The sequence below is a fragment of the Nocardia sp. NPDC050793 genome (assembly GCF_040654065.1).
Taxonomy (GTDB): domain Bacteria; phylum Actinomycetota; class Actinomycetes; order Mycobacteriales; family Mycobacteriaceae; genus Nocardia.
The window spans coordinates 259436-282751 of the sequence record NZ_JBFAHG010000009.1 but is presented as its reverse complement, the minus strand read 5'-3'; the positions used below and the strand labels follow the sequence as shown (position 1 = coordinate 282751).

The 23316-nt window shown below is 69.1% G+C and carries 28 protein-coding genes; 9 read left to right on the top strand and 19 right to left on the bottom strand.

The features are described 5' to 3' along the window. Nucleotides 1-20: 20 nt before the first annotated feature. Together AB0H50_RS28145 and AB0H50_RS28140 are read right to left on the bottom strand one after the other, a co-directional pair. Nucleotides 21-437 (bottom strand): hypothetical protein, encoded by a 417-nt coding sequence (locus AB0H50_RS28145; RefSeq protein ID WP_357458247.1) that lies wholly within the window; start codon nucleotides 435-437, stop codon nucleotides 21-23. 169 nt (nucleotides 438-606) lie between these two features. Beyond that, nucleotides 607-1323 carry a hypothetical protein gene (locus AB0H50_RS28140; RefSeq protein ID WP_357458245.1) on the bottom strand — a complete coding sequence of 239 codons (717 nt, stop codon included), beginning with the start codon at nucleotides 1321-1323 and terminating at the stop codon, nucleotides 607-609. A gap of 396 nt (nucleotides 1324-1719) precedes the next feature. Here AB0H50_RS28140 and AB0H50_RS28135 point away from each other — a divergent pair, with 396 nt between their 5' ends. The 4 genes from AB0H50_RS28135 to AB0H50_RS28120 all read left to right on the top strand — a co-directional run bounded on the left by AB0H50_RS28135 (nucleotide 1720) and on the right by AB0H50_RS28120 (nucleotide 5333). After that, a complete protein-coding gene (locus AB0H50_RS28135; protein ID WP_357458242.1) occupies nucleotides 1720-2097 on the top strand; it encodes a hypothetical protein in 378 nt (125 codons plus the stop codon). 131 nt (nucleotides 2098-2228) lie between these two features. Then, the gene (locus AB0H50_RS28130; protein WP_357458239.1) at nucleotides 2229-3833 is read left to right on the top strand and encodes a GMC family oxidoreductase; all 1605 of its coding nucleotides are present in this window, start codon (nucleotides 2229-2231) and stop codon (nucleotides 3831-3833) included. Nucleotides 3834-3848: 15 nt separating this feature from the next. Then, nucleotides 3849-4574 carry a VIT family protein gene (locus AB0H50_RS28125; protein ID WP_357458237.1) on the top strand — a complete coding sequence of 242 codons (726 nt, stop codon included), beginning with the start codon at nucleotides 3849-3851 and terminating at the stop codon, nucleotides 4572-4574. Between the two features lie 87 nt (nucleotides 4575-4661). Then, the gene (locus tag AB0H50_RS28120) at nucleotides 4662-5333 is read left to right on the top strand and encodes a phosphoribosyltransferase family protein (RefSeq protein WP_357458234.1); all 672 of its coding nucleotides are present in this window, start codon (nucleotides 4662-4664) and stop codon (nucleotides 5331-5333) included. A gap of 83 nt (nucleotides 5334-5416) precedes the next feature. On the opposite strand, the gene AB0H50_RS28115 is transcribed toward AB0H50_RS28120, so the two are convergent. From AB0H50_RS28115 to AB0H50_RS28105, 3 genes are read right to left on the bottom strand one after another with little or no spacing between them, the layout of a single operon-like run. Further along, a complete protein-coding gene (locus tag AB0H50_RS28115; protein ID WP_357458232.1) occupies nucleotides 5417-5605 on the bottom strand; it encodes a CsbD family protein in 189 nt (62 codons plus the stop codon). Nucleotides 5606-5613: 8 nt separating this feature from the next. Further along, entirely contained in the window at nucleotides 5614-5769 is a 156-nt protein-coding gene (locus tag AB0H50_RS28110; RefSeq protein ID WP_357458230.1) for a hypothetical protein, read from the bottom strand. Nucleotides 5770-5806: 37 nt separating this feature from the next. Further along, complete coding sequence (locus tag AB0H50_RS28105; RefSeq protein WP_357458227.1) at nucleotides 5807-6247, bottom strand: hypothetical protein; 441 nt, start codon at nucleotides 6245-6247, stop codon at nucleotides 5807-5809. Nucleotides 6248-6407: 160 nt separating this feature from the next. On the opposite strand from AB0H50_RS28105, the gene AB0H50_RS28100 reads away from it, so the two are divergent. Further along, nucleotides 6408-6602: a hypothetical protein gene (locus AB0H50_RS28100; RefSeq protein WP_357458225.1), complete on the top strand. Its 195-nt coding sequence runs from the start codon at nucleotides 6408-6410 to the stop codon at nucleotides 6600-6602. Between the two features lie 192 nt (nucleotides 6603-6794). On the opposite strand, the gene AB0H50_RS28095 is transcribed toward AB0H50_RS28100, so the two are convergent. Continuing rightward, complete coding sequence (locus AB0H50_RS28095) at nucleotides 6795-6950, bottom strand: hypothetical protein (RefSeq protein WP_357458222.1); 156 nt, start codon at nucleotides 6948-6950, stop codon at nucleotides 6795-6797. Nucleotides 6951-7243: 293 nt separating this feature from the next. Between AB0H50_RS28095 and AB0H50_RS28090 the strand changes: the two genes are divergently transcribed. After that, nucleotides 7244-8407 (top strand): cytochrome P450, encoded by a 1164-nt coding sequence (locus tag AB0H50_RS28090; protein WP_357458219.1) that lies wholly within the window; start codon nucleotides 7244-7246, stop codon nucleotides 8405-8407. A gap of 31 nt (nucleotides 8408-8438) precedes the next feature. Here the strand turns inward: AB0H50_RS28090 and AB0H50_RS28085 are convergent, their stop codons facing one another. Next, entirely contained in the window at nucleotides 8439-9461 is a 1023-nt protein-coding gene (locus AB0H50_RS28085) for a DUF418 domain-containing protein (RefSeq protein ID WP_357458216.1), read from the bottom strand. Between the two features lie 289 nt (nucleotides 9462-9750). Between AB0H50_RS28085 and AB0H50_RS28080 the strand changes: the two genes are divergently transcribed. Together AB0H50_RS28080 and AB0H50_RS28075 are read left to right on the top strand one after the other, a co-directional pair. Next, on the top strand, nucleotides 9751-10230 hold the full coding sequence (locus AB0H50_RS28080; protein ID WP_357458213.1) for a MarR family transcriptional regulator: 480 nt from the start codon (nucleotides 9751-9753) through the stop codon (nucleotides 10228-10230). Further along, nucleotides 10227-10607 carry a DUF5313 family protein gene (locus AB0H50_RS28075; protein WP_357458210.1) on the top strand — a complete coding sequence of 127 codons (381 nt, stop codon included), beginning with the start codon at nucleotides 10227-10229 and terminating at the stop codon, nucleotides 10605-10607. The genes AB0H50_RS28080 and AB0H50_RS28075 overlap by 4 nt, the downstream gene beginning before the upstream one ends. Before the next feature lie 6 nt (nucleotides 10608-10613). Here AB0H50_RS28075 and AB0H50_RS28070 read toward each other — a convergent pair whose 3' ends face one another. From AB0H50_RS28070 to AB0H50_RS28020, 11 genes are all read right to left on the bottom strand, one after another. Further along, complete coding sequence (locus AB0H50_RS28070; protein ID WP_357458358.1) at nucleotides 10614-11825, bottom strand: cytochrome P450; 1212 nt, start codon at nucleotides 11823-11825, stop codon at nucleotides 10614-10616. Between the two features lie 153 nt (nucleotides 11826-11978). Beyond that, complete coding sequence (locus tag AB0H50_RS28065; RefSeq protein WP_357458207.1) at nucleotides 11979-12782, bottom strand: hypothetical protein; 804 nt, start codon at nucleotides 12780-12782, stop codon at nucleotides 11979-11981. Between the two features lie 235 nt (nucleotides 12783-13017). Next, entirely contained in the window at nucleotides 13018-13974 is a 957-nt protein-coding gene (locus AB0H50_RS28060) for an MlaD family protein (protein WP_357458204.1), read from the bottom strand. Then, nucleotides 13971-15071 (bottom strand): MlaD family protein, encoded by a 1101-nt coding sequence (locus tag AB0H50_RS28055; RefSeq protein ID WP_357458202.1) that lies wholly within the window; start codon nucleotides 15069-15071, stop codon nucleotides 13971-13973. Before AB0H50_RS28055 ends, AB0H50_RS28060 begins: the two co-directional genes overlap by 4 nt. Nucleotides 15072-15144: 73 nt before the next feature. Beyond that, nucleotides 15145-16248 carry an MlaD family protein gene (locus AB0H50_RS28050; RefSeq protein ID WP_357458200.1) on the bottom strand — a complete coding sequence of 368 codons (1104 nt, stop codon included), beginning with the start codon at nucleotides 16246-16248 and terminating at the stop codon, nucleotides 15145-15147. Beyond that, nucleotides 16248-17294: an MlaD family protein gene (locus AB0H50_RS28045; RefSeq protein WP_357458197.1), complete on the bottom strand. Its 1047-nt coding sequence runs from the start codon at nucleotides 17292-17294 to the stop codon at nucleotides 16248-16250. Before AB0H50_RS28045 ends, AB0H50_RS28050 begins: the two co-directional genes overlap by 1 nt. Continuing rightward, entirely contained in the window at nucleotides 17282-18286 is a 1005-nt protein-coding gene (locus AB0H50_RS28040; RefSeq protein ID WP_357458195.1) for an MCE family protein, read from the bottom strand. The genes AB0H50_RS28045 and AB0H50_RS28040 overlap by 13 nt, the downstream gene beginning before the upstream one ends. Then, nucleotides 18283-19317, bottom strand: a complete 1035-nt coding sequence (locus tag AB0H50_RS28035) for an MlaD family protein (RefSeq protein ID WP_357458193.1) — start codon at nucleotides 19315-19317, stop codon at nucleotides 18283-18285. The genes AB0H50_RS28040 and AB0H50_RS28035 overlap by 4 nt, the downstream gene beginning before the upstream one ends. Before the next feature lie 3 nt (nucleotides 19318-19320). After that, nucleotides 19321-20187, bottom strand: a complete 867-nt coding sequence (locus AB0H50_RS28030) for an ABC transporter permease (protein WP_357458190.1) — start codon at nucleotides 20185-20187, stop codon at nucleotides 19321-19323. Continuing rightward, nucleotides 20187-21032, bottom strand: coding sequence for an ABC transporter permease (locus AB0H50_RS28025; RefSeq protein ID WP_357458187.1), 846 nt, complete (start codon nucleotides 21030-21032; stop codon nucleotides 20187-20189). The genes AB0H50_RS28030 and AB0H50_RS28025 overlap by 1 nt, the downstream gene beginning before the upstream one ends. A 197-nt stretch (nucleotides 21033-21229) precedes the next feature. Next, complete coding sequence (locus AB0H50_RS28020) at nucleotides 21230-22318, bottom strand: ionic transporter y4hA (RefSeq protein ID WP_357458184.1); 1089 nt, start codon at nucleotides 22316-22318, stop codon at nucleotides 21230-21232. A 53-nt stretch (nucleotides 22319-22371) separates the two neighbouring features. Here AB0H50_RS28020 and AB0H50_RS28015 point away from each other — a divergent pair, with 53 nt between their 5' ends. After that, nucleotides 22372-22755, top strand: coding sequence for a DUF4377 domain-containing protein (locus AB0H50_RS28015; protein ID WP_357458181.1), 384 nt, complete (start codon nucleotides 22372-22374; stop codon nucleotides 22753-22755). Between the two features lie 40 nt (nucleotides 22756-22795). Here AB0H50_RS28015 and AB0H50_RS28010 read toward each other — a convergent pair whose 3' ends face one another. Next, nucleotides 22796-23191 (bottom strand): nitroreductase/quinone reductase family protein, encoded by a 396-nt coding sequence (locus AB0H50_RS28010; RefSeq protein ID WP_357458178.1) that lies wholly within the window; start codon nucleotides 23189-23191, stop codon nucleotides 22796-22798. Nucleotides 23192-23316 lie beyond the last annotated feature (125 nt).

Sequence of the window (23316 nt, the reverse complement as noted above, 5' to 3'; positions counted from 1 at the left end):
CCGTATCGACCACGCCGCCCTCAGTATTCGTCGGCAGGCCGCCAGGTCGACACCGCCCAGATCACCACGATGCTGAGGGCGATGATCAGGATCGACCAGTACGGGTAGTAGGGCAGCCAGAGGAAATTGGCGATGATCGCGAGCGCCGCGATGACGATGGCCGCGACCTTGCCCCAGGTGCTTCCCGTCATGAGGCCGATCGAGCAGATCACCAGGATCACGCCGAGCACGATGTGGATCCAGCCCCAGGTGGAGATGTCGAACTTGTACACGTATTCGACCCCGACGACGAACAGTTCGTCATCGACGACGGCCGAGATACCCTCGAAGATCTGCAGTACGCCAACGGTCAGCAGCAGGATCGCGGCGCCGATAGAGGTGCCCGCCGCGATGCCCTGCCGAACCGGGTGACTAGTTTCCGGTGTGGTCATCTGCATTCCCTTCCGCGAAGGAGAAACCTGGATGTCCATCCCAGCCGGTGCACCCGCGGAAAGCCTCACCCGTTTCGGGTGAGGATTCGCGATCAGAGCGCCGCGGCGGACACTCCCGCCGTCTCCGGTGGGGACGAACGCCCACGGCGCTCCGCCGCGCGGAAGGGTGAGTCGGCTACGCGGCCTTGCGCACCTTCTCCACGGCGTCCACGAAGAACTTCTCGAACGCGGCCTCGTCCAGCGAGTCTTTCAGCGCGGCGACGCGCACCACGACGGTGGTGCCGCGCAGCACGGCCATGCCCTGGTAGGCGGTGGAGGTGAGCGGCTTGCCGGTGCCGACGGTCGACGTGCTGACCGAGCGGTAGACGATGGCCTCGGCGCCCTTCAGCCCCGCGGGAGCGGCGAGGTTCTCCACCTTGACCACCGAGGTGATCTGCTTTCCCTCTACCGTCGAGGTCGCGCTCACCTCACCGCACTTCTTGTTTCCCTCGGTGATCTGCGCCAGATCGGCGGTGCGGCCGGCGACGAACTCCACGAACATCAGTCCGGCCTTGTCGTCGGTGGCGCCGGCGACCGCCGCTTCGGCAAGCAGGTCCTTGGTCGAGGCGCCCAGATCCTGCTGGGTGCCCGCGCAGTCCGCCGGGGTGATGGTGGAATTCTGTTGCGTGCCCGCCAGATCGGCGGCCGCGGTCTCCAGGCGGTCCTTGGGCAGGTCCACTTTCTTCGTGTTGGCCGGGAATTCGGACTCCGACAGCAGTAGCTGGTCACGCGGGGTGGTGGGCGCGGCCGAATTCGTCGCCGCTTCGTCGTTCCCGCCGCAACCGGCGAGCAGCATGACGCCCGCCGAAATCCCCGCCAGCAGGCGTGCCCCTGAGTACCGCAGTGTGATCATGCCGGTCAGCATGCCAGCACCCGTCCCGCACGCCCGCACCGGTCCACCCCGTGCTATGCGCGCGAAGATGCCGGGCGCGAAACGTTCTCGGCCACAGACTCATCGCACCCAGTCGCCGACTCCTTGGACAGCACGGGGTCAGGACGACGTCGGCCACCCGCGGCACGGTCACCGCCTCCGGGGTCGCGCCCTCTCTGACCAGTGGTTCGACCGTATCGGGACAGCCGAGCGTCCCGGCGAGCTCGGCCGCAGCTCGCCTGTGTTCCGGGCATCCGCGGTGAGTATTCGGGTCGGCGCGGCACGGCGCGGACAAGGTCAGGCGGCGGGGATCACCTCTAGGAAGCCGGGTTCCGTCGGCATAGACTTCGGCCCGGATATCGACTCGGAAGGGGTCGCATGGACACGGTCCGAGAGGTTGCCGAAGAGGGCAAGCGGCTCATCGACCTGGCCTGGCTCGGCGAACTCACTCGCGACGACGCGGTGCATCGATTCGTTCAGGTCGGCGACGGAATGGTCTGTCCGGTCACGGCGGGCGAGATCATCGACGACGGCGTGCGCTGGCTGGACGCCAATGCCACTCGACTACGAATCCTCGGCTGGTGCGCCCTGCTGGAACTACCGCTGCTCGGAGGTTTCGCGGTGCTATCGCTCGCTGTCGGCGACTATGTCACCGCACTTCTGGCGCTCGCGCTGCTCGGCGGCATGCAGTTCGCGCACCGCAAGCTGATCCCGCACCCGGTGCCCATCCGGCGCACCCGCCGCGTCGGGTCCTGAAAAGTTACCGAACTTCTTCGCCGCCACAGCTTTTCGGCGCGTGGCCGACGCGTGCCTCGTACAGTGAGCGTCACGTGCGGACCGGTCGACGGCCCGCCGGTCGGGGTTTCTGGCTTGCGGGGAGGGCGACCGTGCGGATCGAAGAATTGGCAGCGGTCAGGGACGAGGAACTGACCGCCGACGTGTGCGTGGTGGGGTCCGGGCCCGCCGGACTGACGATCGCGGCCGAGCTGGCGAATTCCACGCTGCGCGTGCTGGTGCTGGAGAGCGGCGGGCGCGAATCCTCGGACGCGACAAACGCACTCGACGACTACGACAACATCGGCGCGCGCCGGGCGCAGCCGGGCCGGATCGCGGGCGACCGGATCCTCGGCGGCAATTCGCACTCGTGGAGCGGGCGCTGCGCGCTGCTGGACGAACTCGACTTCCGCCACCGCCCTTGGGTTCCCGGCTCCGGATGGCCGATCGGCCCCGGCGATGTGGAGCCCTACCTGCCCCGCGCCGCCTGCCACATCGGTATCGGCCACGGCAGCGGCTTCACCGACGACGGCTTCTGGGAACTGGCCGGACGAGCCCGCCCGGCCGAGACGCTCGACCCGCGGCGGTTTCGCTCCTACTTCTGGCAGATCAGCCGCGACCCCGCCGACCCGTTCGACTGCAAGCGCTTCGGCGCGCACATCGAAAGACTCACCGCGCCTGATGTTCTGGTGATCGTCGGCGCGACCGTCACCCATCTCGACACCGATCCGGACGGCACACACGTCGAGACGCTGCAAGTCGCGGGAGCCGAACAGCGACCGCGAACCGTGTGTGCCCGCGCGGTGGTGCTCGCGACCGGCGGCATCGGCAATCCACGCCTGCTGCTCGCCTCGCGCCGGGCCCGGCCCGAGGGGCTCGGCAACCGGAACGACCAGGTCGGGCGCTATCTCATGGACCACCGCTGCGGAGCGGTCGGCGCGCTGGAACCCGCTGCGGCCGAGGCGATCACGCAGCGCTTCGGCAAGTACGTGGTCAAGACGCCGCACGGCCGTCACACCTTCTTGCACGGCGTGGCCCTCGCACCCGAGATCCAAGCCGGTGAGGGTCTGCTGAACTGCGCGTTGTGGTTACAGGAGGTGCCTGCCGCGGACGATCCGTGGGACTCGGTGAAGCAACTGCTGCGCGGTCGCGGCGACCGCCACGACGCGAAGGTCGCGCTGGCCAACTCCGGACTGCTGCTCGCCGGTGCGCGACGGCACCTTCTCCAGCACACCGGACTGCCGCACAAGCTGGATCGAATCGAGTTGCGCTGCATGGTCGAACAGGCGCCGAACCGGGACAGCCGGGTCACCCTCACCGATCGCGCCGACCGGCTCGGGATGCCGACGGCGCGGATCGACTGGCGGGTGCACGACCAGGAGGACGTCACGGTGCGCCGCGCCGCCGCGCTGGCGGTGGCGGAATTCGCCAGACTGGGATTCGCGGCGCCGACCCTGTTCGACTGGGCCGCACCGGACAGCGCGCTGCCGCTGGAGCTCACCGACTGGGCGCACCCGACCGGCACCACCCGGATGTCGGCCGACCCGCGCGATGGCGTCGTCGACGCCGACTGCCTGGTGCACGGCATGGACAACCTGTTCGTCGCGGGCAGTTCGGTGTTTCCCACCACGGGCCATGCCAATCCGACGCTCACGATCGTCGCGCTTGCCGTCCGCTTGGCCGATCACCTCCGCACGAAGGTCACCGCCGCCGGTTAGGCGTACCGTGCGGACATGGAGGACTCGACGATCAACGGTTCTCATCCGCACGAGCCGCACGCGGGTGGCTTCGCGACCAGGCTGAACTGGTTGCGCGCCGGCGTGCTCGGCGCGAACGACGGCATCGTGTCGACGGCCGGGCTCGTGGTCGGCGTAGCCGCGGCGACCACGACCACGAGCGCGATCTTCACGGCGGGCATCGCGGGTCTGTCGGCCGGTGCGCTGTCGATGGCGGTCGGTGAGTACGTGTCGGTCAGCACCCAGCGGGATTCCGAGCGAGCGCTGCTCGCCAAGGAACGCAGGGAGCTCGCCGAGGTGCCCGACTACGAGCTCGCGGAACTCACCGACATCTATCGCGCCAAGGGACTCTCCCCCGACACCGCGCGCAAGGTCGCCGAGGAACTCACCGCGCACGACGCCTTCACCGCGCACGCGGAGGCCGAACTCGGCTTGAATCCGCGCGCGCTCACCAATCCGTGGCAGGCCGCGTTCTCCTCGGCGATCGCGTTCACCCTCGGTGCGCTGCTGCCGCTGCTGGCGATCCTGCTGCCGCCGGTCACCGCGCGCATTCCGGTGACCGTCGCCGCGGTACTGCTGGCGCTGGCGCTCACCGGTTCGATCAGCGCCAGGCTCGGCGGCAGCGATCCCGTCCGCGCGGTGCTGCGGGTGGTGCTGGGCGGCGCGCTGGCCATGCTGGTCACCTACGGCATCGGGCAGCTGGCCGACGTCGCCGGAATCTGAACGGAGCCCCGAGCTCCCCGCCGCCGCAGCGGTTTCGGCCGGGCGTAGACTTCGGTGCTTTCCGAAGTCCGAGTCCGGAGGCCCAGCATGCCCTTCCGTGATCGCCGGGCGGCGGGTCGGCGACTCGCCCTGCGGTTGGCCCACTTTCGCGACGCCGACACGGTGGTGCTCGGAGTGCCCCGCGGTGGCGTTCCAGTCGCCTACGAGGTGGCCGGCGCGTTGCGCGCGCCTCTCACGGTGGCGATGGTGCGCAGGCTGCGGGTGCCCTACCGGCCGGACCTGGCGTTCGGCGCGGTCGGCGAGGGCGGGGTCGGGGTGATCGACGACAAGATTCTGGCGCGCGCGTTCGTCTCCGAAACGGGCCGGGCGGAGCTGGAGGCGGAACAGCGAGCCGACTTGGCCCGCAGCGTCATTCGCTATCGTGGCGGTGCCTCCAGTCTCGCGTTGCACGGCCGGACGGCGGTGATCGTGGACGACGGCATCGCGACCGGTGTCACGGCCAGGGCGGCCGTCGAGGTGGTGCGGGCGGCGGGGGCGGAGCGCGTCGCGCTGGCGGCGCCCGTCGGCGCGGCCTCCGCGATCCGTGCGCTGGGCGGGCAGGTCGACCAGGTCGTCTGCCTGGAAGGCGCGGAAGTGGTCACGTCGATCGCCAGGTGGTACGGGGATTTCACCCCGGTCGACGACGCCCAGGTGTGCGATCTGCTGGACAGCGCGGCGGCCGACCTGCGCCAGCGTTCCGGCGGTCCGGGCGGCCGTTAGACCGCTCGGCGGCATCCGTGCCCGCGCATGCCGATGTCGGCCGGGAGTACGTACTGTGCTCTCGGCCGACATCGGGCGATCGGTCAGCGCCGGAACGCGTCCCGCACTTTGCCCGCGGCCTGCTTCAAGTTGCCGAAGACCTGGTCCCGCCGGCCTTCCGCCGACAGCCGCGGATTATCGGTCGCACGGCCGAAGAATTTCTTCACCTGACCACGCGCGGCCTGAATTCGATGATCGAAACGACTATTCCTGCGGTAATTTTCGTCGCGCATCGCTGACCTCAGTAATAATGCCTGCGGCCGCCGACCGGACGCCCCACCGAACCGGCGATCCAGAGCGCCGCGCCGATGATCAGCACGATGAGGCCCGCCGTGGTCAGCCATCCGATCCCGAGCAACCAGCCCACGATCAGCAGTATCAATCCGAGAACAATCACGGTTCCATCCCTTTCTTCTTGGTCAACCGTTGACTTGTCAGCCGGCAGTAGGAGCCTGCGTCTTGCCGCCGGGAGCGCCCGCCAGCGGCGCGGTTCCGGACGGTCGGCGCAGGAATCGATTCGCGCTCCAGACCGGCTTGTTGCCGGGCGGTGGCGCGACGGGCCGTGCCTGCGGCGGCGGAGCATCGCGGCGAGCAGCCGCGATCTCCCGGCGTGACCTGCGCAGTTCCCTGCGCGCCTCGCTGCCGCGGCGGGAGGTGCGCCACAGCCCGGTCAGCACTAGGAGCAGCCCGAGCGCTCCCGCAGCGCCGATCACCGTGCCGTACAGGAACACCTCTCCCGCGGACGCTGTGAAGTGATAGTCGAAAACGGCGAAATCGCCTGTCGACGTGTGCAGTTCGCCGGTATTCGCCGCCACAGCGGCGACGCCGACGATCACCGCGCCGATCAGGACGATCAGCCCTATGAGAATGATCATGAGAATCCTGGTGCGCTGAAAAGTTGTATTACGAATCCGCTATTCCCGGTTCCAGCGGGATCAAACTCACCGCGATCGCGAACGTTTGCGTCACACGGTTACGGTGTATCCGCTGAACTGACCGCAACCGGTCGAATCAGCACACAGGAGAGTCCGGAACATGACCTATACCTTCGACCTCACCGATTACTCGGATGAGTCCGCCGTCGTCGCCGAGAACGCGCTGCGCGGACTCGGCGGAGTCGATTCCGTCGACGTGGACCGCGTCGCGGAGACCATCACGGTGAACTCCACCAGCCTCAGCTACGGCGAGGTTCTGAGCGCGATCCGGCAGGCGGGCGTTCCCGCCAACTAGCACGCTCAGCGAGCCGGGCCGAGATCGAGGCGTTCGGTCACCCGGTCGACCAGATCCGGCGGCATGCCGGGTTCGCGGCGCACGGCCAGCGCTTCCCTGCGGCCGCCTCCCCCACCGCGTGCGCGGTAGAGAAGCGGCCGGTTACTACCGCTTGCACGGCCACCCGGCAGACGATGCCGTATGCGGCGACGATCACGAATGCGAAGGAATGGGTGGCCTGCCGGTGGTCGCGGTGACGTCGTTGAACAGCCCCGCGCCGTCCAGCACGGCGCCGAGCCGCGCGGCCAGCGCCGCGAGCGGGTCGGGCGGAGCGACGATGGCGCCGAGCACGACGGCGGCGATCGGCACGCCCGGATACGCAACCCAACAGCGTCATCAGGACCGCCGATGCGACGCCGTCCGCCGCGGCACCGGCTCGGCCAGGATCGTGGCGAAGAGCAGCACGAATATCAGCACCAACTGATCCATGACCGTCCAGTCTGCGACGGCCCGGCCCGATCTCGGCCGTGCCGCACCGGGTGCGCGGCAACCGCGGTGGGGCCCGCACCAGCCCGAGCGGCGCACGCGCCGCGAGCGGAGTACTTTGGTGCGCACCGAAGGGTGCCGAGAAGTGTTGGCGGACAAGCGGATGGGGGCTGGGGTTGCGACAGATCTTCGATGCCGGTTTCGCGGCGGATCCGTGGCCGGTGCTGAGCGCGCTGCGTCGCGAGGGCGGCGTGCACCGGGTCCGCACGCCCGACGGCCCGCCCGCCTGGCTGGTGACCAGGCACGCCGATGTGCGCGCCGCGCTGTCGGACGAGCGATTGACCGCCGACGTCACCGAGGCCGGGCCGATCGACTACGCGGGATTCGCCGTCCCGCCCCCGATGGACGCGCTGCTCGTCGCCGACGCCGACGGCCACGCGCGGCTGCGCCGCCTGATCGCGGCCGAGATCGCGCCGCACAGGGCCGCCGAATGGGACGAGCGCGCAAGCGATCTGGTCGACATGCTGTTGCAGGACACCGACACGGACCCGAAGGTGGATCTGGTCGCGCGGCTGGCGATCCCGCTGCCCGCCGCGGTGCTCGGCGAGTTGCTCGGACTGGCCGACGCGGAACGCGAAGCTCTACTGGCCTGGGCGAATTCGACGCTGCTTCCCGGCGCGACAGCGCCGCGCGCCAGGGACACCCTCGCCACCATGCGTACCCTCGTCGATGCCGTGGTCGCGCGGGCGGGCGCAGACACCGCGGTCGGGCGGCTGGTCGCCGCGCGCGACGAGACCGGTTCGCCGACGGCCGACGAGCTCACGGGTGTGCTCTTCTACCTGCTGTTCGTCTGGTACGAGGTGCTCGCCGACCTGATAGCGGGCGCCGTGCTCACGCTCGTCGCCGAGCCCGCGCACCGCAGGGCTTTCCGCGCGGCCACCGACCGGCGGCGCGCGGTGGACGAGCTGCTGCGCTACCTCTCACCGCAGGTGCTCGCCGGACCACGGTTCGCGACAACGGATCTGGACATCGGCGGCTATACCGTAAAGGCCGGGCAGACGGTGTTGCTGTGTCTGGCGGGCGCCAATCGCGATCCGGCGGCGTTCGACCGGCCCGATCGGTTCGATCCGAACCGCACCCGCAACGCCCAGCTCGGCCTGGGTCACGGCCCGCACTCCTGTCTCGGCACCGCCCTGGTGCACGGCGTCGCAGGGGCGGTGCTCACGCATTTCTGCGACCGCTGGCCGGAGACCACGCTGACCGCGCCCCCGCGAGAAATCCCGTGGCGCTCCGGTTTCCGGCACCGAGGGCCGCTGATCCTGCCGGTCGCACTCGCCTGAACGCTCGAGCTTCGCACGCGCGAACCTCGGGTCACCGGCGCGGCAGATCGATCGAGGCCACGCCTTCCTGTTCGGGCTTGCCGATCGGGACGATGCGCCACCAGGTGACGCACCGCAACACCCATTCCAGCGGGCCGTACCGGAACCAGGACAGCCACAGGTAGCTGACGAAGGCTTGGCAGACGACGATCCCGGCGGCGAGACCGAGCAGCGCGGAATAGCGGGTGGTGCCGCCGAGACGCAGGTGCGGCTCCGCGAGCAGGATCATCGCCGTGGCCGACACGTAGTTCGTCAGCGCCATCCGTCCCATCGGCGCGAGCACCTCGGCGAGTACCTCGAAGTATCCGGTGCGCAGCACGAGCAACAGGCCGCTGACGTAGGTGAGCGCGCCGAACAGGCCCGCGATCGGCTCGATCGAGCTGGTCCACAGCTCCAGATACGGTGTGCGCCACTGCCATACCGCGGTCACCAACGCGGCGGGCAGCGCTGGCGCGAAGACGGCCGCGAGCTGCCAGGTGCGGCCGCGCAGGTCGACGACGAGACCGTAACGGCCCGCGGCCGAGCCGAGCAGGAACAGACCGGGCACCAGGGCGAGGCCGCCGCCGAGGGTGAGCGCCACGCCCACCGTGCCGACCAGGCCCGCGGCCAGAATCAGCCACGCGGGCAATGCGGACCCGGGCAGTAGGATCACCGCTCCCACCACCGCGTACGGCAGCAGCGCCTCCCCCGGCTGGAAGCGCTGGTGCACCAGCCCGAGCACGCCGAGCGCGATCAGCCTGCGCGCCACCACGAGTCGTGGACGCGCGGTCCGCTCGGCAACGCCGTCCAGGAACAGCACGAAGCTCAGGCCGAACAGGAACGCGAAGATCGGGAAGAAGCGGCCCTCGACCAGCACCGACAGCACGTGCCGGAGCGGGTCCATGGCCTCGCCCGATGGAACGGTGGCCGTCATGTCGGTCATCTGCCAGATGATGACCACCGGGATTCCGCACAGGGCGAACCCGCGGACGGCGTCCAGTTCGTGAATGCGCTCACGCGGGGCGACGTCGTACATGTCCCGACAGTAACGGCGCGGTCGGGCGAAGTCCGTCAACCGCCGCGCGGCACAGCCGGAAAACGAAGAGCGGGCGCGACTGGACGAACGCCCGTCGACGACCACGCGCACAGCTGGAACGAAAGGCGACCTGGGCCGCAGAGATGCCGTATGGGACTTCGAGACAGGACCCAGGCCGCCGAGAACCCCCGCGTACGGCCGGAGCGGGGGCGAGGCGGGTCCGGAGGAGATATCGCGCACACACACTAACTATTTGTGCGTTAACCTAGCGCGGACCCGAGGAGGAACCGTGGAGACCGAGATCGATGACCCGCTGCGCCTGGACCGGCAGGTGTGTTTCGCGCTGGCCGTGGCCAATCGCGCGGTGCTCGCCGTCTATCGCCCGCTGCTGGAACCGCTCGGGCTGACGCACCCGCAGTACCTGGTGATGCTCGCGCTGTGGGGCGAGGCGCCGATGTCGGTGAAGGAGATCGCCGAAGCCATCCAGCTCGATTCGCCGACCCTCTCACCGCTGCTCAAGCGCCTGGAGTCGGCCGGACTGATCAGCAGGGGCCGCGACCCGCGCGACGAGCGGAACCTGGTCATCGACCTGACCGAGGCGGGCGCCGCGCTGCGCACGCAGGCCGAGCGGATTCCGCCCGCGGTGGTGCAGCGCCTCGGCGTCACGGTGGCCGACCTCGAAGAACTGCGCGAGGTGCTGACCCGGGTCAACGAGGCCGCCCGCCGGTCGGTGCTCGCCGACCCCGCATCGACAGGAGCCGACGCATGACCCGCGCGCGCCGCCGCCCCAACCCCGTCGAGTGGATCGGCTACGCCTTCGGCCGCAGGCTGCCCGACTCGCTGCGCGACTGGGTAAGCGAGGACCTGACCGGAAAGCACGCCGTCGCACGCCATCTGGTGCGCGGCATGGTTCCGTTCACACCGCTGTTCGCGGCGTTCCTGTTCTTCCCCGGCGAGCTGTGGTTGCGCGGGTCGATGGTGCTGCTCGCGATGCTGCTCGCCCTGTTCTACACCGCGGCGTTCATGCCGATGAACCGCGCGCACCGGTTGACCGAGCATGGGCTGCCCGCCGATCTGGAGAGCCCGGAGCGGGCGCGCAGGCGCGCACTGGAACGCGCCCGCTACGCCGCCCAGCATCCGCACTGAACGAGCTCAACGGAGGACGAGCGCGAGCCGCGCGTGCCTGCGCACGAAGATGCTCGGGACCCATTGGGCCGCACCGTCTTCCGGAGCCAGCTCGAACGACGCTGTACCGGCGAGCAGCGCCCCGATCGCGACCCGCGCCTCCAGCCGGGCCAACGCGGCGCCGACGCAGAAATGGACGCCCTTGCCGAACGCGAGGTGCCCGCGCTGGACGGTGCGATCCAAGCGGAGCCGGTCGGCGTCGGGAAAGACGGCGGGGTCGCGGTTGGCCGCGCCCCAGAGCAGGAGCAGGTGCGCGCCCGCGGGCAGGTCGACGCCGCCGAGCGTGGTGTCGGCGACGACGTGCCGATGGTGGGCGCGGAACGGCGATTCCACTCGCAGCGCCTCTTCGAGGAAGTCCGGCAGCAGCTCCGGATCCTCCCGAAGCCGTTGTTGCAGAACGGGATCGGTGGCGAGCAAGCGGACGGCGTTGCCGATCAGGCCCGCGGTCGATTCCCCGCCCGCACCGACCAGCTGCACCAGCATCAGCACCGCGACCTTCGGCTCGAGATCGCCCGCCGCGCACGCCCGCGCCAGATCGCCGAGCAGATCGTCGCCGGGCGCCGCGCACGCCGCGGTGAACGCCCGGTGCAGATAACCGGCGAGCTCGGTCGCCGCGGTGATCACGATCCCGAGCCGGTCGGTGGTGACCACCCCGCCGAGCAGTTCGGTGGAGGCGTAGCCCCACTCCACCAGGCGCGGGACATCCGCGCCGGGCAGCCCGATCAGACTCGCGACCATGGTCATCGGAAGGCGGTCCGCCATCGCCGCCATCCACTCGATGCGGTCGCCGTCCACCCCCTCGGCCCACAGTCGGCGCACGTTCGCCTGCATCGTGGGCTCCAGTGCGCGAATGCGTTTCGCGACGAGCGCGGGCAGCACCAGCTTGCGCTGGCGCAGGTGCTCCGGATCGTCGGCGGTGGCGAGGACGTGCACCGCCTGCCCTTCGCCGTCCATATCGAAGACCGCGGCCGAGCCATCGGGCTGATGCACCAGCGCGGCGGTCAGGTGCGAGGAGAAGTCGGCGGGGCGGGTGGTCGCCTCCACGACGAGATCCCAGCGGCTCACCAGGTAGAAACCGGTGCCGCCGACCTGGTGCACCGGCGCCGTGCGGCGTAGCCGGTCGTAGAGGGGATACGGGTCGTCGAGCGCTCCTGGGTCGAACAGGTCGATCTCGTCCACTGCGCGACGGCGTTCTCTTTCACTCACCCGCAGGCGGTGCGCCACAACGGGCGGGAAGGGCGGAAGCGGCAACTGAAGAACCGGAGCCCAACCAGAACTGGGCCCAACCGGATGCACGGACGGCCACGACGCACCGCCGAATGGCTTCCTACCTCACTCCCCCGCAGGCGGTGCGGGCGCCACCGGCGGGGGAGGCAGGATCGGCAGCGGGAAGAACTGGGGCACGATCGGCGGTGCGGGCGCGACGGGAGGCCCAGCGGGTGCGGGCGCAACGGGCGGCCCGGCGGGTCCGGGCGCGACGGGAGGCCCAGCGGGCGCGGGGGCGATCGGAGGCGCAGGGAATCCGGGGGCGAGCGGCGGCGCGGGGACGACCGGCGGCACCGCTGCGCCCACGCCCGGTTCCTGTTGGACGCAGATCCACCGGCCGTCCGGGGACAGGCCCCACTGGGCGGTGATGCCGTCGTGCGAACAATCGTCGCCTACCTGGTGATTCTCGCGGGCATGCTCCTGCGGCAGGCAGATCCACTGGCCGTCCGGGGCGTGGCCCCACTGCGCGGTGATCCCGTCGTGCGAACAGTCGTCGCCGACGCGGTGCGGATCGTGGCCCTGTCCCTGCGGCACGCACGTCCACTGGCCCTCGCGCAGATCCCACTGCGCGGTGATGCCGCCCGCCGAGCAGTCGTCGCCGATCCTGCGTGCCTGGGGCGTCGCCGACGCGGGCGGACGGGCGGTCGTGGTCATCGGCACGGTGCGCGCGGTGGGGCCCGCGGCCGTCGATTTGCTGGCGACCGCGGGCGTCGGTCCGTTGTCCGACGGGGGATTCGACCGCAGTACGAGTCCGATCGCCACCACCACCGCGAGTGCCGCGGCGATGGCCGCCGCGATCACGAGAACGCGAGTGTTGTTCGCCCCTTCGTCATCGCCATAGGGCGCAGGGCCGCCGCCGGACTCCACCATCGCACCGCCTTCGCTGCCGAACAGAGAACACCGTCACGAGTAGTCGATCTTTCCCGGCAGGTTACCCGAAGGTCGCTGACGCGAAGACCACCCACCCGAATCTCGTGTTCCCACCGCTCAACGGCCACCCAACAAACTGGTCCATCGGTAGCCACGCAGACTCTCCACACGCTTCACAGAGGTTGCACGCGCTGCGAAGCGTGTGGCAGGTCTGCGAGGCCGGTTGCGGGGCAGGCTATTTGATGGCGACGCGGACCTGGATCGCGTCGTCGTCGGTGCTGTGCAGTGCTTGGCCGATGAGGGTGCTCAGGTCGAGTTGCGGCGCGGCGGAGGTGGCCGCGTCGGCGAGCGGTCGCAGGCCCGGGATGAGTGCGCGCAGTTCGGGACCCGCTTCGCGGAGCCAGGCGGTGAGCTTTTCGAGGAACGGCACGACGCCGTCGCCCTCCAGGTACATGTCCGGACTGCCCTGCGCGGTGACCAGGCGGCCGACTGCCTCGACGAGCTCGTCGAGCGCCTGACCGAACCGCACCAGGCCGGGCGCGCCCGCCGCGGTGGCGGGACCTGCCCATTCGATGTCGGCGGCGGCGAGTTGAAAACTGTCGAGCAGCTCGGCGATCTTCGGCGCCCTGGTCATGATGGTCGAGGCGAGCAGGTCACCGGACCTGGCGAGCTCGGGCATCACGGATTCGGTACCGGTGACGGATTTGCTCATCGTCTCCACCAGCGAGCCGACGACGGCGGGATCGAGCTGGTTCATGGTCTTGGTGACCATGCGCGCCACCTCGGCGACGGACAGCGGCGTCCGCACGTCCTCGGCGTCCAGGCGCTGGCCGTCCCGCAGGTACGGTCCGCCGTCGCCCTTGGGAACGAACTTCACGTACGGCTCGCCGAGCGACGACAGATGTTCGATGGTGACGACGCTGGCGGTGGGCACCTGGTGCGCGACGTCGACGCGGAAGCCGACCTCGACGCCCGCCGCGGTGTTGTCCACCGAGGTGACGTCGCCGATCTCGATGCCGGTCAACAGGATCGGCGAACCAACGCCGAGCCCGCCGGAGTTCTTCAGCACCATGGTGGCGTGGGTGTAGTCGGCGAACGGATCGAACCGCACCACGCCGAAGGTCAGGTAGGCCGCGCCCAGAATCATGATGGCGGCGATGCCGCCGAGCGAGGCAAGCGAACCGATCTTCATCGGACGGCTCCGATCATGCGCAGGGTCTGAACGATCCGGTCGACCTGCTCCTGTTCCGCGACGGGACCGATCTCCGTGCGCACGCCGGTGACGTTCACCTTCGGCCCGCGCTCGACGAACGGAATGATCTTGTCCCGCACCAGCGCGACCAGCATGGCCAGGTTCGAGGGGTTGCGCAGATCCAGCGGTCCTCCGGTGGCCAGCGGCACGAACGCCTTGGCCGTCGCGTCGCCGGACTGCACGAGCGGCGCGAGCCACACCAGCGACTGGCCGACGGGGCCGAGCCGGTCGAAGATCTTCGTCACGCCGTCGATGGATTGCGTTGCGGCGCCGAGGCGGTCCACCGAGGCCGCGCTGAGGATGTTGTCCAGCTCCGGCTGCACCTTGTGCAGCACTTCGGCGTTGTTGGCGAGGCCGTGGAGCAGCTCGTCCACCTGGTCGAGGTTGGCGGCCAGGTCGGCGGCGTCGGCGCCCATCACGCCCGCGATCCGCGCGGTCTCCTTCGGATCCTGCGGCAGCACAGAGTTGAACCGGTTGACGATGTCCTGCAACTGGCCGACCGCGCCGCCCTGCACGAAGAACGCCATCGCGGCCATCGTGTCCTCCAGCTGCACAGGAGGTTTGGTGTGATCGAGATCGATGGTGCCGCCCGGCTCCAGCAGTGAGCCGAAGCCGTCCGGCGGGGTGGTCAGTGCGATGTGGATGTCACCGAGCACCGTGTTCTGGCGCAACTCCGCGATCGTGTCGGACGGCAGCCGTACCGATTTCGCGATGTCGATGTCCACGACGACGTACCCGCCGCGCCCCCGCGGCGCCTCGGCCGCAGGCACCACGGTGACCTTCTCGACGGCGCCGACCTGCGCGCCGTTGGCGATGACCTTCGCGCGGGCGGGCAGGTTCAGCACGTTCGCGAACTCGATCCGCACGCGATAGGTCGGGCCCGACACCGAGGTGCCAGGGACCGGCACCGAGGACGGGTCGAACGCGCAGCCGCCGAGCAGGACCGAGGCGGCGAGCGCCAGCGCGATCACGTTGCGCCGCACGATTTTCGGCCGCCACCGTAACGTGACCGTGCGCTGTGTCGCCTGTGCGCTCATGCCTGCGCCTCGCTAGCGCTCGCCTCCGGCATGCACGGAGCGCACCGGCACATGATTCGCTCACTCCGTTCACTCATCGCGCACCCGCCAATCCCAGCACCAGTTGCACCAGTTCCACGTTCACCATGCCGTTCTCGACGCCGGCGCACCGGCCGGGCGACACCGTGTTCACGGCGGCGCACACCTGTTCGGCGTTCTGCTGCGGAATCGCCACCTTCGGCGGGGCGTAGGTCAGGCTCGCCGCGCCGGTCTCCGGATCGGCGACGCTGCGCAGCGCGGAGGCGAACACCGGTGTGGTGAGCACGATCTCGCGCAACGAGCCGACGTTGGCGCGCAACAGTTTCAGCATCGGCACCGCCCGATCGAGCAACGCGAGGATCTGGTCGCCGAACGAGTTCGTGATGTCGTTCAGCATCGGCAGCACCTCGGCCAAGCCGTCGAACAGCTGCGCGCCGGGGATCAGCAGGTCCTCGCTCGCCTGGTTCAGCACCGGTCCGACGCGCACCAGCATGCTCCGCAGATCGCCCCAGTATCGGTTCACCTTCTGCGAGACCGAGGCGAACGCGTCGAAAATGCCCGCGAGGTGGCCGATGTCGGCGTCCGGCGATTTCAAAGCCGACCCGAGCCTGCGGATCAGTTCGTTGATCTGCGGGCCGGTGCCCGCCGTCGCCATGTCCAGCGAGCTGAGCCCGTCGGCCAGCGAATTCGGCTGGGACGGATCGGGTCCCACGACCTGGTCGGAGAATTGCGCGAGCGCCGTGAGTGTCTCGGTGAGGCTCTTCGGGGTCAGCGTCTTGGTGATGCACTGGGAACTGTTCCAGCGCTCCAGGTTCGTGCCGCTGGCCAGCACGGCGAGCTCCCGGTCGGCGACGACGGTGTCGGACACCGTGGTGGCCGAGGCGTCGGCGTACACCGGGTGGTCGGCGTCGACCTCGAACTCGACCCGTACGTTCGCGCCCTGGTTGCGCACCGAGGTGACGCTGCCGACCGTGATGCCGCGCATGGTCACCTGGTTGCCCTCGTACAGGCCGATGCTGTCGGGCATGATCGCGCAATAGGATTCGGTCTTCTTCATCGGATCGAAGACGACGAAATAACCGGCCACCCCGAGCAGCGCGATGACCGCGACGCCCGCGATCGACATGAACGCCTGAGTGCCGAGCAGCTTCTTCAGCATCAGCACTCCTTCCCCGGCACCGGCACGCACACCGACGACAGATCCAGACCCGTGGGGGCGGGCACCGTCGTACCCGACCGGTCGAGCACGATGCCCTCCTCCGGGATCACCAGCGACCGCAGCTTCTCACCGAGCTGCTCGGTGCTCGCGATCATCGGTTCGAGCTTGCCGCCCATCTCCTCGAGCCGCGGCAGCGCGTCGGCCAGCTGCTGCGCCCTCGGCTTCAGCGTGGCGTCCCAGGCGGGTGCGAGCGCGGCGAGCCGCTGCACCACGCTGTTGATCAGCGCGACGGACTCGCGCAGTTCCGCGCGTTTGTCGATGAGCACCGTCTCCAGCAGGTTGACGTTGTCCATCAGCCTGCCCAGGTCGGTCTTCGCGCCGTCGTACATGGTGACGTATTCGTCCGCCACCGCGATGGCGTCGGAGACCTGGGCGCGCTGGCGGTCGATGGCGTCGAGGTAGCCGCCGACCATGTCCAGCGTGGTGCGCAGAGTGTCCGGGGCGGAGGTGAGCGAGTCGTCCAGTGCGGACAGGTTGCGCCGCAGCGTGTCGCCGTCGAGCTCCTTCAGCGGCGTCGTGGCGTCCTGGAAGGTCTGAATCAGGCTGTAGGGCAGTCGAACTCGATCCGCGGGGATAGCCTGCTCGCCGAGCGGCGCGTCTCCCGCGGGGAACAGCGCGACGTAGTGCCCGCCCACCACCGTGAGCATGCGAATGTCCAGGGAGGTCTTGTCACCCAGGAACACATCAGATTTCACGGTGAACCTCATGACGACCCGATCCGGCTTCAGCTCCAGCGATTCCACCGAACCCACCGGGATACCGGCGAGGCGCACGTCGTCGCCCGCCTTCACCGACTGCGCCTCCGACAGTTCGGCCGTGTAGGTGGTCTTGCCGAACGGCACCGCGTACAGCACGCCCGCCGCGACCATGCCGAGCACGACGAGCGCCGCGCCGATGAGGCCGAGCCGAATCTCTTTGCGCCGCTTGGCCGCGTCATCGAGGATCGGCCGGTCACCGCCGGACCAGCGGGAAATCACGCCTGGCATATCGCCACCTTCTGTCCGGCTACGAGGACGCGCACCGGGGCCGGTAGCTCGGCGGCGCCCTTGCTGCACTCCGGCCGCCAGCCGGCGACGGTGCGCGGCAGTGCGTTGTCCACCGACTGCAGCAGGCCCGGCAGCCTGCCGAAGACCTCGACCGCCTGCCGCGGATCGGGGAACAGGCCGCGGATCATCGCGTCGATGTCCTGGCCGCTCTGCGGGTCGAGCCCGAGCGTGGCCAGCAGCCGGTCCAGCGGGCCGAGCACCGCGGGTGCGGACATCGCGAAATCGGCGAGCCCGCCGATATTGGCCTGTAGCGACTGGAAGACGTCGCTGAGCCGGGCCAGCAGCGGCACCAGGTAGTGCACCCGCCCGCCGACCCGGTCGGCGATGTCGGACATGTTCTTCACCAGCTGACCGATCACCTGCTGGCGGTCACCCACGTACTGGCTGAGCTTGCCGATGGCCTCCATGGCTGGGCCGATGCCGGTGCCGTCGCCCTCGATCACCGCGAGCATGCTCTCGGTGAACTGGTTGACCGCTTCCGGCGACAGCGTCGCGAGCACCGGCTTCAGACCGTTGAACAGGCTGGTCACATCGAAGGAGGGCACCGTCATGTCGGTGCCGATCAGCGCGCCCGCCGCAAGGCGCACACCGGGATTCGGCTGCTGCTGGAGATCGATGTACCGCTGCCCTGTCAGGTTCTGGTACCGGATGGCCAGTGTGCTGTTGTCGTAGATCGGCGTCGCCGTCTCGACCGTGAGGTGGATCTTCGCCTTCACCCCGTCGAGCGAGATCTTCTCGACCTTGCCCACCTGCACGCCGTACATGCGCACGTCGTCGCCGACCTTCAGCCCGTTCGCGTCGGTGAACAGCGCGTCGTGCGCCTGGGTCTCACCCGACACCGGCCGCTCGAGCGCGGTGAGCACCAGCACGAGAACCACCGCCATCACCGCGGCGAACAGACCGAGGCGCCATGCCGCACCGCGCACCGTCATCGCACACCTCCCTGTCCGAGCAGCGGCACCGCGATACCGGGCACGCCCCGCAGATCGACCTCCAGATTCAGCACCGGCCCGTCCGGCGTCTCCGGCATCGCGGCGCGCAAACGCTCCAGCAGCAGGCGCAATTCGGCCGCCGACTGCTGCGGCCTCGGCACCATCTGGGCGAGCACGCTCAGCAGCGGCGCCAGCATGTCGGTGGCCTCGGCCAGCTGTCCGCCCGCTGTGCTCACCGTGGTCGCGAGGCCGGGCAGGATCTGTCCGGTGAGTGCGGCGACGCCGATGTCGTAGTGGTCCTTGTCGGTCTGCACGATCCGGATGTCGTGGATCTGGTCCAGGATCTGGATGGTCGCGCCCGCGAAGTCACCGCCGCCGTCGAAGGCCGGGCCCAGCCTGCCCATCAGCTCGGAGGCGGGCATGGTCTGGTTGTCGGCGATGGTGCGCGCCACCGTGATCAGCGCTTGCACCAGTGGTGTGAACGCTTTGAAATCGGCGGAGACCTGCGCGATGACGGTCGCCAGCTGGGGGCTGAAGACCGACGCGCCCACCTGCGACAGGCTTCGCAGGATGCTGCCCATCGTCGCGTCGTAGACGCCGGCGGCGCGCGGTCCGGTCAGGTCGATCTCGGCGTCCTGGCGCAGCGGCGAACCGCCTGGGCCGCGGCGCAGTTCGAGTTCGCTGATGCCGAACAAGTTGGCGGGCGCGTAGTCGACCAGCAGTGAGTCGTCGATGCCGTAGAGCCGGGAGTCGTCCAGCCGCAAGGTGATTCGCTGGGTGCCGCGCTCGTCGGGCGCGATCCGCGCCACCTCGCCGACCAGCACGCCGTCCAGGCGCACCTGGGTGCCCTCGGTGACGCCGTCGCCGATCTGCTCGGTACGCAGCGCGACGCGTAGGCCGTCTTCCGAGCGCACGGTGCGGTAGAGCGCGGTGGTCAGCGCGACCACCGCGATCAGCGCGACGATCACCAATCCGATCGTGCGCGAACGTTTCTTGTCCGCGGCGACGCCGGGCAAGCCGTATTCAGGCAATGTTCACCCCGTGAAGCTGATCGCCGTGTTGAAACCCCACAGCACGATGGACAGCACCATGTCGATGGCGATGATCGCCACGAAGCTGGTGCGGACCGCGCGGCCCGACGCGATGCCGACGCCTTCGGGGCCGCCCTTCGCGAAGAAGCCGTAATAGCTGTGCACGAGAATCACCACGGTCCCGAAGATGGCGACCTTGATCACCGCGGCGATCACGTCGAATCCGGACACGAACTGGAAGAAGTAGTGGTCGTAGACGCCCGCGGACTGGCCGTGCACCAGCGTGATGAGGCCGCGGCAGGCGAGATAGGACAGGATCAGCGCGATCAGGAAGGTCGGGACGATGGCCAGCGCGCCCGCGATCACCCGGGTGGTCACCACGAACGGCACCGAGCGCAGGCCGAGCGATTCGATCGCGTCGATCTCCTCGGAGATGCGCATGGAGCCGATCTCGGCGGTGATGCGGCAACCCGCCTGCGCGGCGAAGCCGACGGCGGCCGCGATCGGGGCCAGTTCGCGGGTCGTCGCGTAGGCCGACACGATGCCGGTGACCGGGCCCATGCCGAGCATGTCCAGGGTGGCGAAGGATTCGACGCCGACCGACGCGCCCATCACGAGGCCGAGCACGACCATCATCGGCACCGTGCCGCCGCCGACCACGATGGAGCCGCGGCCCCACGTCATGTTCGTGATGGCGCGCATGGTTTCCGCGCGGTAGCGCTGCAACGTCAGCGGAATCGACGAGAGCACCTGCCAGACGAACACCGCGACGAAGCCGAGCGAATCGATCGCCCGCAGCACGCGGCTGCCGCGACGGAAGTAGCGCGCGACGGGAGCGAGTCCCTTCGGGACGTAGGAAGAGACCGCCATCACGCCAGCCTTGTGGGCAGGAACATCGCGGTCACCTGCGTCAACAGCAGATTCACGCACACGATCGACACCACCGACAACACCACCGCCGCATTCACCGCATCAGCCACACCACGTGGACCGCCCTTGGCCTCCAACCCACGCTGGCACGCGATGATCACCACCACGAACCCGAAGATCAACGCCTTCACCAACGACACCCACACATCAGCGGCCGTGGTGAACGACCCGAACGTCGCCCAATAGCTACCCGGCGTCACGCCTTGGCCGCCGATCGCCACCGCGTATCCCGCCAGCACGCCGACGAAGATGATCAACACGTTCAGCAACGGCGCGACCACCAACATCGCCACCATCCGCGGAATCACCAACCGGTGCACCGGGCTGATGCCCATCGTGTGCAAAGCATCGATCTCCTCCCGAATCGTGCGCGCACCCAGATCCGCGGCGATCGCCGCCGCGCCCGCACCCCCGAGCAAGAAACCGGTCGCCATCGGCGCACCCTGCTTGATCACGCCCAACCCACCGGTCGCGCCCAGCAGCGAATCCGCGCCCAGCGTGTGAATCAGATTGCCCACCTGAATCGAGACGATCACCCCGAACGGAATCGCCATCAAGATCGCGGGCACCGTCGTCACCGTGACCAACCGCCACGCCTGCACGATCGCCTCACGCCACTGGAACTCCCGGCGCGCGATGTCACCGACCGTTCCGGTCACCGACTCCTGCGCGATACCCACCGCACGACCGAACGTCCACACCGACGACACCATCGTCTCGGAGAAATTCTTGCGAACGATCGCGGTCGCGGATTCGCGATCAGCGGTGCGGATTTCCGTGGTCATAGACCCAGTCCGCGTGCCGCGCTTTCCGCACGGGAGATGTCGAAATTCATGGCGCTCTCCGAATCCGGCGTCAATGCCAACATCCGTCAAGCTAATCGGTACTCTGCGTCACAGCAAAATTCGGATGCTGTGACGCTGGCCACGAAGCAACCATTCAGGCGAATACTCCCGGCCATTCGTGAGACGCATCACGACGGCTAAGGGCTAGCGGCGAGGAACACAAAAGCCGAGAACAGAGCCAGATGCACGCCGCCTTGCAGCAAGGTCGCGCGACCGGGAACGACGGTCAGCACACCGACGACAACCGTCAGCGCGAGCAGAACCATCTGGGTCGCACCCAGTCCGAGCACCAGCGGACCCTGTAGCCAGATGGTTGCCACAGCAATGGCCGGAATGGTGAGGCCAATGCTCGCCATCGCCGAACCCAACGCCAGGTTCAGGCTGATCTGCACCTGATCGCGCCGGGCGGCGCGCACCGCGGCCAGCGTCTCGGGCAGCAGCACCAGCAGCGCGATCGCCACACCCACCGCCGCGGGCGGCAAACCCGCGTTCGCCACCGCCGATTCGATGGTCGGCGAGACCACTTTCGCCAAGCCGACCACGCCGACCAGCGCGACCAGCAACAACCCGAGGCTGGCGAGCGTCGCGCGGACGGAGGGCCGCTGGTCGTGCGCGGCGCCGGTGATCACGCCGTCGTCCTCCACCGGGAGGAAGTCGTCGCGGTGGCGCACCGTCTGCACCATCACGAACAGGCCGTACAGCGCGAGCGAGGCCACCGCGGCGAAAGCGAGCTGCGCGGGCGAGAACTCCGGACCCGGCACGCTCGAGGTGAAGGTCGGCAGCACCAGGCTCAGCGTGGCCAGCGTCGCCACCGTGGCCAGTGCGGCGCCGGTACCTTCCGCGTTGAACACGGCTAGGCGCCTGCGCAGAGCGCCGACCAGCAGGGCCAGCCCGAAGATGCCGTTGCAGGTGATCATCACCGCGGCGAAGACGGTGTCGCGAGCCAGGGTGGCGGCCTTCTCGCCGCCGGAGATCATCAGCGTCACGATGAGCGCGACCTCGATCACCGTTACGGCGACCGCGAGTACCAGCGATCCGAACGGCTCCCCTACCCGGTGCGCGACGACCTCCGCGTGCTGCACGGCGGCGAGCACCGATCCCGCGAGGAACAGCGCGACCACGATCACCCCCGCTGCCGGCAGACTCCGGCCCCACGTGGCGACCAAGGCGAGCGCGGCGAGGAGAGGGACGAACGAGGTCCAGCGGGTTGTCAACGCACGGATCATGCGTTCCATCGTCCCAGCTATCTCCGGGCACCCAGATCGGTATCATCGGGAGGATGCAGCAACGACTCCGCGAGGCCCTCGCCGCGAGCATCCTGCTCGTTCCGCTGCTGGCCGCGTGCACCACCGCACCGCAGGCCCAACCACTGCTCGCCGCGGCCACGACCAGCGAATCCTTCGAACGCGACGGAACCTTCGTGATCGATGTCGCGCCACAGACCATGCGGTGCACCGGCGTCGCGCCGATGGACTGCCTCCAGATCCGCCGCGACCACAACGGCCCGTGGGAGTTGTTCTACGGCTCGATCACCGATTTCGAGTTTCTGCCCGGCTACCGCTACCGCCTGCGCATCGAACAGACCCCCGTGGCGAATCCGCCCGCCGACGCGCCACCGGTGACGTGGCGGCTGGTCGAGGTGCTGGACAAGCAGCCCGCTTAGGTAGGCGGCACCGCCGGACGCGAATGTAGTCGGCCCTCGCTCAGTCGGTCAGGTCTACGCGGACGGTGAGCAGGTCGGTGCCGACCAGCCGGACGGCGGCGCTGTTGGCGCGCGGCAGCTCGCGCAGGCGCGCACGGGCGTCGTCTTCGGGGAGCAGGTGTGCGGTGCCGGTGTGCCAGCTGCCGTGCAGTCGCACGCGAACCCGGTTGTCGGCTTTGATGTTCCGGATGTACTGCGAGCGCTCGCCGAACTCGGAGACCAGCCAGAACTGGTCGCCGGTCCGGCGACCGCCGATCGGGGTGATGCGCGGTTCGCCGCTCACCCTGCCTGTCGTCTCGAGCAGCTGCTGGCTCGGCAGCCTGCGCAGGATCGGATTGCCGACCCAGCGTTGGAAGGTGGTCACCAGACGGTGTTGCACATCGTCCCTCTTCGGCATACGCCGACCGTAACACCGGAAAGGGCGAGCGGCACGGCACGCACTGCCATGTGATATCAGTTCGCTATTTTCGCAGTACACTGCGACTTTCACGCATCATGTGACACGACGCGGAAGCCATGCCC